Genomic DNA, 14,379 nt, shown 5'->3' with positions numbered 1-14,379 from the left:
CCCACCCCGCGACACCCCGTGCACGGGCGAAGAGCAACCCCCCCCCCCCCCCCCCCCGGGCCGTCAGAGCGGGGCCGTCGGAGTCGGGCCCTCAGGGCCGGTGCGCCTCGGCCTCCAGCAGGCCCGAGGTGATGTCCAACTCCGCCGGTGTGGTGGAGAGCTCGTAGTGCAGCCGGGCGGCCGGCACGCCCGCCCGGTGGAACCGCTCGACCATGGCGACCACCATGTCGTCCGGACCGCTGACGAAGACCTCGTGCTCGCTCCAGTGGCCCTGGCTCGGCACCAGATCGGGCAGCCGGCCCTGCAGACCGCTGTAGCCGATCTCCTCCGAGACCACCGGCACCAGGAGCAACCGGGGGAAGACGCTCGCCAGTTGGCGTAGCGCGGTCAGGTCGTACAGGTCGCGCTCGTGGCGCGCGCCGACGAACAGGTGCAGCGTGAGCGGCCGGTGCCGAGTGATCATCTCCTCGACCAGCGCCTTCATCGGGGCCAGCCCCGTGCCGCCGGCCACGCAGACCACCCGGCGGGCGGGCTGCTCGGGCAGCACCATGCCGCCGCGCCCGGGGCCGAGCCGCAGGACGTCGCCGACGGCGGTGTGGTGGACCAGCGCGTTGCTCACCCAGCCCGCCGGCACCGCCCGGACGTGCAGCGTCAGCAGGCCGTCGCGGCGCGGCGCGTTGGCGATCGAGTACGGGCGCCAGACCCGGGGCCACCGGGCGGTCTCCACGGTGGTGTACTGGCCGGCCCGGTACGGGAACGGCGCGTCCGGGCGCAGCGTCAGGACCGCCAGGTCCGGGCCGCGCTTCTCGTGGCCGACCACCTCGCCCAGCCAACTCGCCGGCGTGTGACCGGAGTCCCGCTCGGCGGCGCCGCTCATCGTGGCGGCGATCTGCCCGTAGGCGCCGGTCCAGGCCCGCTCCAGCGCCGGCGTCCACGCCTCGCCGGCGAACCGGCGCAGGGTGGCCAGCAGCGCGCTCCCGACGGCCTCGTAATGCGCCGCCTGGACGCCGTACTTGCGGTGGTCGCGACCCAACTGCTGGAGGAACGGCGTCAGTTCCTCGGGCCGGTCGAGCATCCGCACCGCCCCGGCCAGCGCCCGGAAGAGCCGGTCGCGCTGCAGGTCCATCGCGGGCGGGAAGAACTCGCGGGCCTCGGGGTGGTGCAGGAAGAGCGTCGCGTAGAAGTGGCCGGTGAGTTTCTCCCCTTGCTCCCGGAGCAGCGCGAAGCTCTGCCGGATCAAGGTCAGGTCGTCAGTCTCAGTCATCGTCTCTGTGTCGCTGCTCGGTTCTCGGAAGGGGGCCGACTGCTCACGGGAGCCCGGCTATGTCAAGAGCATGACAATATTTCCCCCGGAATGGCACGACTGTGGCAGATGTGGAGAGAGAAGTGCGGTGAGGCGAAACGGCGTTCGACCACCCATCGCACCCTACACGTAGTGCGACGGGTGGTCAGCTGGTTGTGTGCAGAGGCTGTGCGAATTCCAGGTCAGGCCCAGGAGGTGTCGAGCGCATGGGCCTTGCCGGTCGCCGCGAGCGCGCGTCGAGTCCTTCCCCTCCGCCATCGCGCGTCGCCACGTGTGCGGCAAGGAACGGGCGCGGCGGTGCGCGGCCGACGGGTGCGCGGCCGGCAGGGCCCGCCTGTGGCGGGCCGCGCGGCGGTGAGCAGGCGGCCTGGACCCGACCCAGCCGACCCCAACGGGGTCGGGCCCAGGCGTCCGCCTCGGACCTCCGGACCCGGGGGAGCCCTTCGATCCTGCGGAACCGGCAGCCAACTCATGCACAGTCAGGGCTGCCGGAGTATCCGGACGGGTGGTGTGCCCGGGGAGACCACCACCCGACCGGAGTCTTTGGGTTACTGCTTGACGTGACCGCCGTCGGCGCCGGGGTGCGGATCCGACGTGCCCGGCGGCTGGGCCGGGTGGGAGCGGTCGTCCCCGCCGGGGGTCGGCGAGGGCTTGTCGGGCCGGCCAGGCGGTGCGGAGCCCTGGTCGGTGGGACGGTCGGTCGGCCGGTCACCGGGCAGGTCGCTGGGCCGGTCGGTCGGTTGCCCGCCCCGGCCGCCGTCCTGCTGGCGGCTCGGGTCCGGATCGGGTCGGCCACGGACCGGGGTGGGTCCGGCGGACCGGTCCGGCGGACCGCCGGTCGGCCGGGCGCTGCCGTCCGGCGCCGGGTCGGCCGTGCCGCCGGCCCCGCCGGCCGGGTGCAGCACGCCCGCACAGTACGCCGGGACCCGGTCCGGGCCGCCCGCCGCGCGCGTCAGCGGCCCGAACCGGGGGTCGGCGGAGGCCGTCCCGTCGGCCGGCCAGAGCCGGCAGAGCGGAACCAGGCCGGGGGTGACCGGCTGGCCGGTCAGGGGTGTCGCGGCACCCGGTGCGGTGCCGCGGCCGGGCGGACGGCCACTCGCGCCGTCGTGCGGACCGGTGGTCGCACCGACCGAAGCCACCGTGCCCACCGGCGCCGTTCGCTCGGTCGGTCCGCTGTCCGAGCTGCCACCCAGCACCTGGGGAAGGTGACCGGTCCCGGCCGCGACGGCGACTCCGCTCAGCGCGGTCACCGCGATCGCGGCAGCGGCGGCCTTCGCGCTGAGGAACCGCGCGGAAGCGTGGAACCTCCTCGGTGCGCAGCTGGCCATCGTTCGTCTCCGGGGCTCGGACGGTACTGGAAGGACTGATCGGACGGAGCGGACCGACTGGGCTGACGGGCTGGACAGCACGGCCGGCTTGAGTCGTGCAGCCTCCCGAAACGCCGTCACGGCCGCCTGCTCGCCGACCAGCTCGCGCTCGGTCGCAGCAGCGGCCGCGGCGGCGAGCAGTTCGGCGACGGCCCCGTGACCGCCCTGCGGACCGCACGTGGCGCCTGCGAGCAACTGCTCGGCGGCCTCGCGGTCGATCCGACGGGATCGGTTGGTGCTCATCTCATGTCCTTCAGCGTCGCGGCTCCGGGTTGTGTCACACCTTCTGGAGAAATTTTTTTCGGACCGCGTCCGGGCGTTCGCTGAGCAGGGACTCCGGGTGGTGCTTCGAGCATCTTGGCGAGCCGGCGCAGGCCTCGGTGGGCCGCCATCCGCACGGTGCCGGCCCGCTTGCCGAGCACCCGGGCGGCGCTCTCCGCGTCCAGTTGAAGGACCACCCGCAGCAGCACCGCCTCCGCCTGGTCCTTCGGCAGGCCGGCGATCAGCGCCAGCGCCTCCTGGGTGCCGACGGTGGCGAGCGCCGAGTGCTCGGTGTCGTCGGGGGCGGGGATTTCGGTGAGGTACTCGACCGGCAGGTCGGAGGTCGGTCTGCGGCGTCTGGCCCGCAGGTGGTCCATGGCGCGGTTGCGGGCGATGGTCGCGGCCCAGCCGCGGAAGCCGTCGCCGTCGCCGCGGAACTTCGCGAGGTCGCGGGCGATCTGCAGCCACGCCTCGGAGGCGATGTCCTCGGCGTCCGAGCCGTCCCCGCCGACCAGGACGCGCAGGTAGCGCAGCAGCAGCGGCTGCACGGTGCGAAAGACCGTTCGGAAGGCCTCCTCGTCACCTCTCTGGGCCGCGTCCACGGCTGCCGAGAGGTCGGGCGTCAGGGGCTCTGGGGGGCCGACGGCGTCGTCGGCACCGAACTGATCTGCGTTCTGCACTGCGCCATCATCCGCCATTCGGGGGGTACCGATGCCCGTGACCCCCGCCGATCGGCGGGAGTGGCAAGGCTGAAGCCTGGCACGCGGCAGCGCATGGCGGAGCGCGAACGCCGCTGCCGACGGCCGTCGGTGGCGGGTGGGCGGCGTCGCCCGGGTACTGCGTCGAGTCGGCCCACGAGCGGTGTTCGAGTGCCGTTCGACTACCGCTCGGTCGGCCCCCGTCGGACCCCCCGTCAGAGCTTCTGTCAGACCACGCGGCGCAGCGGGGTCGGGTGCTCGGTGACCGGCTGCTCGGCGCCCGGCTGTGCCGCGCCCGGCCGGTGGTCGGCCCGCGCCACGGCCGGCCGGCCCAGGTCGTGGTGGATCGGCCCGCTGCCGGCCGAGAGCGGCAGGCAACCGCCGCCGCGCCGGCTCGCGACGATCTCGGCGGCGACCGCGACGGCGGTCTCCTCGGGCGTGCGGGCGCCGAGGTCGAGGCCGATCGGTGAGCGCAGCCGGGCGATCTCCGCCTCGGACAGGCCCACCTCGCGCAGCTTGGCGTTGCGGTCCAGGTGGGTGCGGCGCGAGCCCATCGCGCCGACGAAGCCGACCGGCAGCCGTAGCGCGCGCTCCAGCAGCGGGATGTCGAACTTGGCGTCGTGGGTGAGCACGCAGAGCACGGTGCGGCCGTCGATCAGCGAGCGCCCGTCCGGCGTCGCGAGCTGGGAGTCCAGGTAGCGGTGCGGCCAGTCGACGACCACCTCGTCGGCGTCCGGGAACCGTCTCTCGGTGGCGAAGACCGGGCGGGCGTCGCAGACCGTGACGTGGTAGCCGAGGAACTTGCCGACCCGCACCACGGCGGCCGCGAAGTCGATCGCGCCGAACACCAGCATCCGCGGCGCCGGCACGTAGGACTCGACGAAGAAGGTCACCGTGCCGGCGGCGGTCGGGTCGCACGGCCGGCCGTCCAGCGCGAGCGTCACCTTGCCGGTCTTGCCCGCGTCCAGCATCGCCCGGGCCTCGGCGACGGCCGCGCGCTCCAGCGCGCCGGTGGTCGTCGGGCCGCCGGGGGAGAGCGTGCCGTGGTGTGCGCCGGCGGTCACCGCGACGGTGGCGCCGAGCAGTCCGGCCGGCCCTTCGACCACCCGGGCGAGCGCGACCGGGGTGCCGGAGGCGATGTAGGCGATCCCGGCGTCCAGCCCGGCGTCCTCGCCCGGCACGATCGGCTGCACGAAGACGTCCAGGATCCCGCCGCAGGTCAGGCCGACCGCGAAGGCGTCCTCGTCGCTGTAGCCGAACCGCTCCAACACGGCCTCGCCGGATTCGATCGCGTCCCGGCACAGCTCGTAGACCGCGCCCTCGACACAACCGCCGGAGACGCTGCCGATCGCCTCGCCGGCCGCGTCCACGGCCAGCGCCGCGCCCGGGTCGCGCGGCGCGCTGCCCGAGACGCCGACCACCGTCGCCACCGCGAAGGAGCGCCCGGAGGCGTGCCAGGCCTGCAACTGTTCGGCGATGTCCTGCATGTCCGTGGCTCCTGTCGAGGTGCGAAGGGATGGTCGGTGTCGGCGATGTCGGCGGCGTGGCCGGTTCGGGCCGGTACGGCTGGTACAGGGCTATCAGTAAGGGAAAGCCGTTGCACGGGTGCTGACCGTCAGCCCCCGTACAACGGCAGTACTACCAGTGGGACTAGTGGACTCCGACTAGTGGACGCCGAGCCATTCCTTGACCGGAGTGAGCGCGAAGTACACGACGAAGACACCGGTCAGGATCCACATCAGCGGACCCGGCTCGCGCCACTTGCCCTGGCCGGCCTTGATCACGGTGTACGAGATGACACCCGACGCCACACCGGCCGTGATGCTGTAGGTGAACGGCATCATCACGCAGGTCAGGAAGGCCGGGATGGCGATCTCGCGGTCCGCCCAGTCGATGTGCCGGGCCTGGCTCATCATCATCGAGCCGATGACGACCAGCGCGGCCGAGGCCACCTCGACCGGCACGATGCCGGCCAGCGGGGAGAAGAAGAGCATCAGCGCGAAGACGCCGCCGGTGACCGTGGAGGCGAGACCGGTCCGGGCGCCTTCGCCGACCCCGGTCGCGGACTCCACGAAGACCGTCTGGCCGGACGCGCCGACCAGGCCGCCGATCGCACCGCCGGAGCCGTCGATGAAGAGCGCCTTCGAGAGCCCGGGCATCCGGCCCTGCTTGTCGGCCAGGCCGGCCTCGGTGCCGACGCCGATGATGGTTGCCATCGCGTCGAAGAAGCCCGCCAGCACCAGGGTGAAGACGGCGACCGAGGCGCTGATCGCCCCCATGCCCTTGCTGCCGAACGCGCCGAACAGATCGACGTGGCCGACCAGGCCGAAGTTCGGCGTGGAGACCGGGCTGCCCGGCCAGACCGGCGCCGCGCTGCCCCAGGCCTTGGCCGGGATGTGCGCGATCGCGTTGACGATGAACGCGAAGACGGTGCCGCCGGCGATGCCGATCAGGATCGCCCCGCGCACGTTGCGGGCCATCAGGACGAAGATCGCCAGCAGGGTCACCGCGAAGCAGACCACCGGCCAGCCGGTCAGCTGGCCCTCCGGACCGAGCGAGACCAGGGTGGGCCCGCCGCTCTGCACGAAGCCCGCCTTGTGCAGGCCGATCAGTGCGACGAACAGACCGATGCCGATGGTGATCGCGTGCTTGAGCGGCAGTGGAATGCCGTTCATGATCTTCTCGCGGAGTCCGGAGACGACCAGTAGCACGATCAGCAGACCGTAGATGACACAGAGGCCGAAGGCCTGCGCCCAGGTGGTGTGCGGTACGACCAGCGCGGAGACCGCGCCGGAGACCGACAGCCCGGCCGCGACCGCCAGTGGCACGTTGCCGACCACGCCCATCAGGATCGTGGTGACGGCGGCGGCGAGTGCGGTCGCGGTGGTCAGCTGGGCGTGGTCCAGCTTCGCGCCGGTCACGTCGGCGCCGCTCAGGATGAGCGGGTTGAGCAGGACGATGTACGCCATCGCCATGAAGGTGGTCAGACCACCTCTGATCTCGTTCCCGAAGGTCGAGCCTCTCGCGGAGATCTTGAAGTACGCGTCCAGCGCGTTCTTCGGCGCCGGGGCCGGCGTGGGGGTGCCGGCCTGGGCGGGGATCTGTTCAGTGGTGCCGGTCTCCGTGGGGATCCGGGTCATGTCCACTCCCAAGGTTCATAGGGGGTTGGGGTGGGCGAGCCGACCTTGCCGCCTGAGGGGTGGCGGCACAGGGGGACTTGCTCGACTCACGAGGTGCACTCTGAGGTGCCTGCGGTGCGTGTGGGTGGAGCGCACCGCTGCAGAGCCCCGGCGTGGGAGAGGCAGCGGGATGGTGCACGTGAACGGGTACTGCCTGTACTGCCTTTGGAGCTGGTACTGCCTTCGGAGCTCCCCGGGGCGGCGGGGGAAGACGTGGCCGCCGCCCCAGGGGGTCTGGGACCGGGACTAGAGCGTTCCGGTGAGGTGCTCGGGCCGGACCGGGATCCGGTTGAGCGCGATGCCGGTGGCCTGCCGGATCGCCGCCACGATGGACGGGGTGGCCGAGACGGTGGGCGCCTCGCCGAGCCCGCGCAGCCCGTACGGGGCGTTCGGGTCGGGCAGCTCCAGCATGTCCACCGGGATCGGCGGGGTGTCCAGGATGGTCGGGATCAGGTAGTCGGTGAAGGAGGCGTTGCGCACCTTGCCGTCCTTCACGATGATCTCCTCCATCACGGCCAGGCCCAGCGCCTGCGTGCAGCCGCCCTGGATCTGGCCGATCGCCGAGAGCGGGTTGAGCGCCTTGCCGACGTCCTGGGCCGCCGTCAGTTCGACCACCTTGACCAGGCCGAGCTCGACGTCCACGTCAACGACCGCGCGGTTCGCGCAGAAGGTGTACTGGACGTGGCCGAAGCCCTGACCGGTCTCCTTGTCGAACGCCTCGGTCGGGCGGTGGTGGTGTTCGCGGGTCAGGTCGATCGCCTCGTCGCCGAGCAGGTCGACCATCGAGACCAGGGCGCCCTGCGACTGCGAGACCACCTTGCCGCCGGCCAGCGTCAGGTCGCCCTGGGTCCAGCCGTAGCGCTTGCGGCCCTTCTCGATCAGCGCCGCCTTCACGGCCTCCGCCGCCAGCTTGACGGCGCCGCCGGTCATGTAGGTCTGGCGGGAGGCGGAGGTGGAGCCGGCCGAGCCGACCTCGGTGTTGGCCGGGTGGATGGTGACCTGCTCGACGCCGAGCTCGGTGCGGGCGATCTGGGCGTGCACGGTGATGCCGCCCTGGCCGACCTCGGCCATCGCGGTGTGCACCATGGCGACGGGTTCGCCGCCGATCACCTCCAGCCGGACCCGGGCGGTGGAGTAGTCGTCGAAGCCCTCGGAGAAGCCGACGTTCTTGATCCCGACCGAGTAGCCGATGCCGCGCACGATGCCCTCACCGTGCGAGGTGTTGGAGAGCGCGCCGGGCAGCGTGCGGACGTCGAGGTTGTCGAGGTCCAGCGGCGGCGGCAGCGGCATGTCCTTGACCCGCTGGAGGAGCTCGGCGACCGGCGCCGGGGAGTCGATCAGCTGGCCGGTGGGCATGTGGTCGCCCTCGGCCATCGCGTTCAGCTGGCGCAGCTCCACCGGGTCCATGTTCAGTTCGGCGGCGAGCTTGTCCATCTGGGTCTCGTAGCCGAAGCAGGCCTGGACCGCGCCGAAGCCGCGCATCGCACCGCAGGACGGGTTGTTGGTGTAGAGCGCGATCGCGTTCATCCGCACGTTCGGGATGACGTACGGGCCGTGGCCGAGCGAGGCGGCGTTGCCGACCACCGCGGGCGAGGCGGAGGCGTACGCGCCGCCGTCCAGCACGATCCGGGCGTCCGCGTAGACCAGCTTGCCGTCACGGGTCGCGCCGTGCTCGTAGAACATCTTCGCCGGGTGGCGGTGCACGTGGCCGAAGAAGGACTCGTCACGGGCGTAGACGATCTTGACCGGCTTGCCGGTGCGCTGCGCGAGCAGGCAGGCGTGGATCTGCATCGAGAGGTCCTCGCGGCCGCCGAACGCGCCGCCGACGCCGGCGAGCGTGAGCCGGACCTTCTCCTCGGGCAGGCCGAGAACCGGGGCGATCTGCTGGCGGTCCACGTGCAGCCACTGGGTGGCGACGTAGAGGTCCATGCCGCCGTCCTCGGCGGGCACGGCCAGGCCGGACTCCGGGCCGAGGAAGGCCTGGTCCTGCATGCCGACCTCGTACTCGCCCTTGACGATCACGTCCGCCATCGCGCGGACCTCGTCGGTGACGCCGAGCCCGGAGACCAGCTTCTGGCTGTGGCAGATGTTGCCGGAGCCGTGCGACTTGTACTCGTGCGGCTCGTGGACGTAGCCGTGCACCTCGGGGTTGAGGGCCTGCTCCTCGGTCGTGATCGGGGTGAGCACCTCGTACTCGACCTTGATCTTCTTGACCGCGCGGCGGGCCGTCTCGGGGTGGTCGGCGGCGACGATGGCGATCGCCTCGCCGTGGTAGCGGACCTTGTCGATCGCCAGGGCCGGCTGGTCCTGGATCTCCAGGCCGTAGAACTTCGTGCCCGGGATGTCGTCGTGGGTCAGCACCGCGTAGACGCCCGGGGTCTTCACGGCCTCGGAGATGTCCACCGAGAGGATGGTGGCGCGCGGGTGCGGGGAGCGCAGCGCCATGCCCCAGAGCATGTCCTCGTGCCACAGGTCGGAGGAGTAGGCGAACTCGCCCTTGACCTTCAGCGTGCCGTCCGGACGCAGCGGGGAGCCGCCGATGCCGTCCGCGCTCGCCTGGCGGATGTCCTGCAGGTTCTTCTGACCCTGGATCGTGCGTGTGGTCATTCGGGGGTCCCCGCCTTCTGGCACGTGCGGGCGGAGGCGAGCCGCACCGCGTCCATGATCTTCTCGTAGCCGGTGCACCGGCACAGGTTCCCGCTCAGCGCCTCACGGATGTCCGTGTCGCTCGGCTGCGGATCCTGCGCCAGCAGCGCGTCCGTCTGCACCAGCAGACCCGGCGTGCAGAACCCGCACTGCACGGCGCCCGCGTCCACGAACGCCTGCTGCACCAGTCCGAGCTCGCCGCTCTCCTCGTCGGCGAGCCCCTCCACGGTGCGGACCTCGCGGCCCTGCACCTGCCCGGCCGCCACCAGACACGAACAGACCGGCGTGCCGTCCAGGTAGACCGTGCAGGAACCGCACTCGCCCTGCTCGCACGCGTTCTTCGAGCCCGGCAGACCCACCCGCTCACGCAGCACGTAGAGCAGGCTCTCGCCCTCCCACACGTCATCCGCCTCGACGGGCTTGCCGTTGGCGGTGAAAGTGACCCTCATGCCGCGCTCCTGATCTGCTTGCCGTAGTCGTTCCAGGTCCAGGTCAACGTGCGCCGCGCCATCACGGCGAGCGAGTGCCGCCGGTAGTCGGCGGTGCCGCGCACGTCGTCGATCGGCGACGCGGCCGCCTTCACCAGCTCCCCGAACCGCTGGATCACCTCGCTGCCCAGCACGTCGCCGGACTCCCACAGCCCCCGCTCGGCGAGGACGCCCTGGAGGTACTCCTCCGCCTCCACCGCGCGACGCGGCGTCGGCGCCGCCGACCCGATCCCGGTGCCCACCGTGCCGTTCTTCGGGTGCAGCGCGAACCCGAAGGCACACACCGCGATCACCATCGCGTTGCGGGTGCCGATCTTCGAGAACTGCTGCGGACCGTCCGCCACGGGGATGTGCACCGCCCGGATCAGCTCGTCCCGCTCCAGGCTGTTGCGCTTCACGCCGACGTAGAACTCGTCGATCGGGATCATCCGCGTCCCGCGCACCGAGCAGGCCTCCACGAAGACGTCCCGCCCCGCCGCCAGCAGGGCCGGGTGCGCGTCGCCGGCCGGCGAGGCACCGCCGAGGTTCCCGCCCACCCCGCCACGATTGCGGATCTGCGGCGAACCGACCGTGTGCGCCGCCAGCGCCAGCCCCGGCAGCGGACCGGACAGCTCCGCGATGATCCGGCTGTACGAGACGGCCGCCCCCAGGCGCACCACACCGTCCGCGATCGACCATTCGGTCAGCTCGGCGACACGGTTCAGATCGAGCAACGCGGACGGCCGGTGCACGTCGAAATTCATCTCGACCATCACGTCCGTACCGCCTGAGATCGGCAGCGCGGTCGGGAACTCAGCCTTCGCCGCGAGCGCCTCGTCCCAGCTAGCGGGCCGCAGGAACTCCATGCGGGTCTCTCCTCAAGTCGTCGCCAATCGAACTTTTGGGCACTGTGCCCGGAAATCCGCAGGGCCTCGCCCATATGGGGGCGACTGCGCAGGATTTCCAACCTCCGGTGTTCGGACTGTGCTACCGGGTCGTTGCCGCCCTGTTGAGTCCTGGTCACCGGGGTGTGTCCGGCGGCGTGTGGCCAGTGAACCGCTGCCGGACCCTCCCGAGGCAGTCACCGATGGCATGAAGCCCGTGCTCCGGTGTCGCCCGGCATCCTGTACGTTCCTCTAAGGGAGATGAACTCCCAGCTGAGCGGTTTCCCAACCGCCCCTTGCGACCGTAATCCGGCCGTGACGACGAAGCGATGGCGCCGTGACCCCGGCGGAGTGCTGATACGTAAAACCTGGCCCACGCCATGGCCCGATTTCGGGCACACTGTCCCCCCGTTGCTTACCCGGGTAGCCCTCGCGGCCCGCCCTGTCCAGACGAAGGAGTCCGCGGATGCGCGTCCGTGACCTGCTCGCCCCCGGTGCGCCGAGACTTCGGCTGCTCGCCGCGGAGGACGAGCTCGACCGGCAGGTCAGCGGAGTGATGACGACGGACCTGCACGACCCGGGCCGCTACCTGCACGGCGGTGAGCTGGTGCTCACCGGCATGCTCTGGCGCACCGGCCCGGAGGACTCCGAGCGCTTCGTGCGCACCCTGGCGGCCGGCGGCGCGGTCGCGCTGGCGGCCGGCGAGGCCGAGGTCGGCCCGGTGCCGACGGACCTGATCGAGGCGTGTCGCCGGCACCGGATGCCGCTGCTCGCGGTCCCCGACGACATCGCCTTCTCGACGCTGACCGAGTTCATCGGCCGCCAGGTCTCCGCCGACCGGGCCGCCGACCTGGCCGCGCTGGTCGACCGGCACCGGCAGCTGGTCTCGGCTGCCGGCGCCGGTGGGCTGGACGCGGTGCTCGACCTGCTCGGCGGCGACCTCGACCTGGACTGCTGGGTGCTCACGCCGACCGGCCAGGTGGTCGCCGGACCCGCCGACCACCTCTCGGCGGCCGACCGCGACCAGCTGGTCCGCGCCCACCTGGCCGCCCAGCGCCAGCGCCGCCGCCCGCCGCACCGCGCGCGGCTCGCCTCCGGCGCCTACTCGCTGCTGCCCGCGCCCGCGCACCCCGAGGAGGAGGCCCCGCTGGCCGACTGGGTGCTCGCGGTGGCCGGTGACGTCACCGAGTGGACGACCAAGCGCCAGCAGCTCGCCGAGAACCTGGCCCGGCTGGTCGCTGCCGAGCGGACCCGCCGTGACGAGAGCCGCCGGCTGCGTCGCCGGCTCGGCGACGAGGTGCTGACGCTCCTTCAGCGCGACGCCGACCCGGCCGAGATCAGCCGCACGCTCTACGCCTCCTCCGCGATGGCCGCCCGTTACGAGAGCGGCGCGGTCAAGCCGCAGCCGGCCGAGGGTTCCTGGCTGGTACTCAGCGCCGAGGGCACCGGCCTGCCGGACGGAGCGGTGCGGACGATCCTGGAGGAAGCCCTCACCGACACCACCGACCGCGTGCTGGTGGCCGGCTCCGGGACCGGCGCGGTGGTCGTGCTGCCCGCGCCCGCGGCCGCGGTGCCCGCCGACGCGCTGCGCGAGCTGCTCGCGCCGCTGGAGGCGGGGCTCGGCTCGGAGGGCCGGATCACGCTCGGCGTCTCGGCGCCCGCGCTGGAGGCCGGCGGACTGCGCGGTGCGCTGGAGGAGGCCCGGCACGCCCGCCGGATCGCCGCCGCCCGGGTCGGCCGGGTCTGCGTGGCCGGCCCCGAGGAGCTGGCCTCGCACGTGCTGCTGCTGGCCGCCGTGCCGGACGAGGTGCGCCGCGCCTTCCGCAGCCGGCTGCTGGACACGGTGATCGCCTACGACATCGAGCACCAGGCCGACCTGGTCCGCACGCTGGAGGCGTTCCTGCGCTCGGACGGCTCGTGGACCAGGTGCGCCGCGCAGCTGCACGTCCACGTGAACACGCTGCGCTACCGGATCGGGCGGATCGAGGAGCTGACCGGGCGCGACCTGTCGCGCCTGGAGGACCGGGTGGACTTCTACCTGGCGCTCGAACTGGCCTGAGGCCGTGCGCCCCGAAGCCCCGAAACCCCGTAACGCTGAACGCCCCCGGACCGTGTGGTCCGGGGGCGTTCCGCGTTACGAACGGACGGTCAGGGCTTCGGCGCCGGGATGATCGTGCTCAGCCACTTGAACACGGCCGGGATCATCGGACGCCAGGTCGAGACGGTGTGCGGCCCCGGGGTCTCCAGCACCGTCACCGTGGTCGGGGCCTTGGCGGCGTTGGCCAGCGCCTGCCCGTCCTGGTAGCCGTCGCCGGTGGCACCGGTCTGGTACAGCGCGACCTTCGGCGGGGTCGCGGCGTGCTCCAGGATGTAGAGCGGGTTGGAGGTCTTGCGCAGCGCGGGGTCCTTCGCGGTCAGCGACTGCCCCTCGTTGATCGGGTCGCTGTAGCCCGAGAGGCTGATCGCCGCGCGGTACCGGTCCGGGTGCAGCAGCGCCATCCGGTCGGCGCAGTGCGCGCCGGCCGAGAAGCCGCCGATCGCCCAGGCGTCCGGCGACGGGTCGGCGCGGAAGTTGTCCAGGATCATCTGCGGAACGTCCTGGGAGGTCCAGGTGTCGGCGTTGACCTTGCCCGGGACGTTCGCGCAGCCGGTGTCCACGGTGGTGCTGATCAGCTGGGTGCGCGGCGAGATCAGGATGAACGGCGTCACCTGGCCGGACTGCATCAGCGGCTTGAGCTGCGTGGAGACGTTCAGCGAGCCGAACCAGGCCTTCGAGGAGCCGGGGAACCCGGGCAGCAGCTCGACCACGGGGAACTTGACGTTCTTGTACGCCGGGTCGTTGTACTGCGGCGGCAGCCAGACGTTGACCTCGCCGTCGACGCCGGAGGCCTGGCCCTTCAGCTCGGTGGTCTGGACGTCGCCGGGCACCAGCGGGTCGTCCACCTTCTTGAACTGCTGGAGCATCTTGGGCTTGGTGGCCTCGGGGCTGGGCTGTCCGCTCTGCCCGGCCTGTCCGGGCTTGCCACCGACCGCGGCGTCGGCGGCCGGCGGGTTCGGCACCGCGCTGATGTGGCTGTCGTCACCGAGCAGGTCGCCCCAGCTGCCGTAGATCAGGTTGGCGTTGTTCACCATGACGAAGATCATGGTCACCGCCGTGGCCTGGCAGAACAGCAGCATCACCAGCCGGGCCAGCAGCTGCACGGCCTTCGGCCCCCCGACCCTTCCCCAGAGCAGGAGGGTCACCACGATGGAGACCGGCACCAGGATGATCGTAAGGATCAGGAAGGGCTGACCTGTCAGTTGCATCAAGTTCTCGTATCCGCGTTGCGACTCGCCCGGACCCCGCTTGCCCGGCGCGCTTTCAATGAGAGGGGACGACATGGACGCGTGATCGGTTTCGTCGACTCTGAAGGAAACCTGAGAGCCGGCTCACGCGGGCATGAGAACCCCGTCTTTTTACCGACCCTAGTGTGTCACCTGCTCGGGTGTACGCGGCGCAGCGGCCCGGCGAACACTCAGGAACTGTACGGCACCCTGGGGCGCCCTCGGAGTTTCCTTAATACTTCGTCGAAAC

At 72.0% G+C, this 14,379-nt stretch carries 10 protein-coding genes; 1 reads left to right on the top strand and 9 read right to left on the bottom strand.

The features are described 5' to 3' along the window. Positions 1-91: 91 nt before the first annotated feature. The 8 genes from AC060L_RS05425 to AC060L_RS05390 all read right to left on the bottom strand — a co-directional run bounded on the left by AC060L_RS05425 (position 92) and on the right by AC060L_RS05390 (position 10,787). Positions 92-1,264 carry a globin domain-containing protein gene (locus AC060L_RS05425; RefSeq protein ID WP_483797316.1) on the bottom strand — a complete coding sequence of 391 codons (1,173 nt, stop codon included), beginning with the start codon at positions 1,262-1,264 and terminating at the stop codon, positions 92-94. Positions 1,265-1,851: 587 nt separating this feature from the next. Further along, positions 1,852-2,913, bottom strand: a complete 1,062-nt coding sequence (locus AC060L_RS05420; RefSeq protein ID WP_483797315.1) for a hypothetical protein — start codon at positions 2,911-2,913, stop codon at positions 1,852-1,854. Continuing rightward, positions 2,910-3,611: an RNA polymerase sigma factor gene (locus AC060L_RS05415; protein WP_483797314.1), complete on the bottom strand. Its 702-nt coding sequence runs from the start codon at positions 3,609-3,611 to the stop codon at positions 2,910-2,912. The genes AC060L_RS05420 and AC060L_RS05415 overlap by 4 nt, the downstream gene beginning before the upstream one ends. A gap of 245 nt (positions 3,612-3,856) precedes the next feature. Further along, positions 3,857-5,116, bottom strand: coding sequence for an XdhC family protein (locus tag AC060L_RS05410; RefSeq protein ID WP_483797313.1), 1,260 nt, complete (start codon positions 5,114-5,116; stop codon positions 3,857-3,859). Positions 5,117-5,293: 177 nt separating this feature from the next. After that, positions 5,294-6,769, bottom strand: a complete 1,476-nt coding sequence (locus AC060L_RS05405) for an NCS2 family permease (protein ID WP_483797312.1) — start codon at positions 6,767-6,769, stop codon at positions 5,294-5,296. A gap of 285 nt (positions 6,770-7,054) precedes the next feature. Then, positions 7,055-9,415: a xanthine dehydrogenase subunit D gene (gene pucD, locus AC060L_RS05400; protein WP_483797311.1), complete on the bottom strand. Its 2,361-nt coding sequence runs from the start codon at positions 9,413-9,415 to the stop codon at positions 7,055-7,057. Further along, positions 9,412-9,903 carry a (2Fe-2S)-binding protein gene (locus AC060L_RS05395; protein WP_483797310.1) on the bottom strand — a complete coding sequence of 164 codons (492 nt, stop codon included), beginning with the start codon at positions 9,901-9,903 and terminating at the stop codon, positions 9,412-9,414. Before AC060L_RS05395 ends, pucD begins: the two co-directional genes overlap by 4 nt. Beyond that, positions 9,900-10,787 carry an FAD binding domain-containing protein gene (locus AC060L_RS05390; RefSeq protein WP_483797309.1) on the bottom strand — a complete coding sequence of 296 codons (888 nt, stop codon included), beginning with the start codon at positions 10,785-10,787 and terminating at the stop codon, positions 9,900-9,902. The genes AC060L_RS05395 and AC060L_RS05390 overlap by 4 nt, the downstream gene beginning before the upstream one ends. Before the next feature lie 484 nt (positions 10,788-11,271). Between AC060L_RS05390 and AC060L_RS05385 the strand changes: the two genes are divergently transcribed. Beyond that, on the top strand, positions 11,272-12,864 hold the full coding sequence (locus AC060L_RS05385; RefSeq protein ID WP_483797308.1) for a PucR family transcriptional regulator: 1,593 nt from the start codon (positions 11,272-11,274) through the stop codon (positions 12,862-12,864). Positions 12,865-12,953: 89 nt separating this feature from the next. Here the strand turns inward: AC060L_RS05385 and AC060L_RS05380 are convergent, their stop codons facing one another. Further along, entirely contained in the window at positions 12,954-14,066 is a 1,113-nt protein-coding gene (locus AC060L_RS05380) for an alpha/beta hydrolase (protein WP_483797307.1), read from the bottom strand. Positions 14,067-14,379: the final 313 nt, after the last annotated feature.

Source organism: Kitasatospora sp. NEAU-69 (genome assembly GCF_057158765.1).
The sequence above is the reverse complement of the archived record's forward strand: the minus strand, read 5'-3'. Positions and strand labels throughout refer to the sequence as shown.

Excerpts from the sequence above, each read along its gene's own strand:
- AC060L_RS05405 (WP_483797312.1), bottom strand. The coding sequence starts at position 6,769 with ATGACCCGGATCCCCACGGAGACCGGCACCACTGAACAGATCCCCGCC.
- AC060L_RS05410 (WP_483797313.1), bottom strand. The coding sequence starts at position 5,116 with ATGCAGGACATCGCCGAACAGTTGCAGGCCTGGCACGCCTCCGGGCGC.
- AC060L_RS05385 (WP_483797308.1), top strand. The coding sequence starts at position 11,272 with ATGCGCGTCCGTGACCTGCTCGCCCCCGGTGCGCCGAGACTTCGGCTG.
- AC060L_RS05420 (WP_483797315.1), bottom strand. The coding sequence starts at position 2,913 with ATGAGCACCAACCGATCCCGTCGGATCGACCGCGAGGCCGCCGAGCAG.
- AC060L_RS05425 (WP_483797316.1), bottom strand. The coding sequence starts at position 1,264 with ATGACTGAGACTGACGACCTGACCTTGATCCGGCAGAGCTTCGCGCTG.
- AC060L_RS05395 (WP_483797310.1), bottom strand. The coding sequence starts at position 9,903 with ATGAGGGTCACTTTCACCGCCAACGGCAAGCCCGTCGAGGCGGATGAC.
- AC060L_RS05390 (WP_483797309.1), bottom strand. The coding sequence starts at position 10,787 with ATGGAGTTCCTGCGGCCCGCTAGCTGGGACGAGGCGCTCGCGGCGAAG.
- pucD (WP_483797311.1), bottom strand. The coding sequence starts at position 9,415 with ATGACCACACGCACGATCCAGGGTCAGAAGAACCTGCAGGACATCCGC.